The 442-nt window shown below is 38.2% G+C and carries 2 pseudogenes; both read right to left on the bottom strand.

What is annotated here, in order from left to right:
- Window positions 1-262 (bottom strand): annotated as a pseudogene (locus CYP43_RS00025) (two-component sensor histidine kinase); the annotation flags it as partial.
- Window positions 259-442 (bottom strand): annotated as a pseudogene (locus tag CYP43_RS00020) (DUF234 domain-containing protein); the annotation flags it as partial. The pseudogenes CYP43_RS00020 and CYP43_RS00025, both read right to left, overlap by 4 nt.

Here is a 442-nt window from a genome sequence, read left to right as displayed (position 1 = left end):
TTTGTGAGCCAAAGTTTAGCTCGCCCTTATCTTTAGGGACGAAATTTAGCGCTTTGCCAAGCTTTTGAGCCTCCGAGTTTTGCAAGAAAATTTCATCATTTTCATCAAGCACCCAAATGGCATTTGGCAAAATTTCCACGATATCTTTTATAAAACCTTGCAAGCTCATATAAGAAGCGGTCAAATTTTTATACTCACGCTCTATCAGATAGGTCTGCTCTATCAGGCTTTTTAGGCCATTTTGTATATCGATATCACTCACAGCAACTCCTCATAATCTTTTATCTCATAAAGCCTAAGCCGCTCATCTTTTAAGCCCAAAAGCTCGTTGCTAAAGCCACTTTTTGAAAAAAGCGCCACGATATCAGGCTTTATGCCAAGCCTTTCGCACTTGTGAAGGACTAAATTTAAGACATTTTTGCAAATTTTTCGCTCTTTATAT

The organism is Campylobacter concisus (assembly GCF_002913045.1).
In the GTDB taxonomy this organism is placed as follows: Bacteria; Campylobacterota; Campylobacteria; order Campylobacterales; family Campylobacteraceae; genus Campylobacter_A; species Campylobacter_A concisus_AP.
Note: the sequence above shows the minus strand (reverse complement) of the source record. Positions and strands in the feature narration are given on the sequence as shown.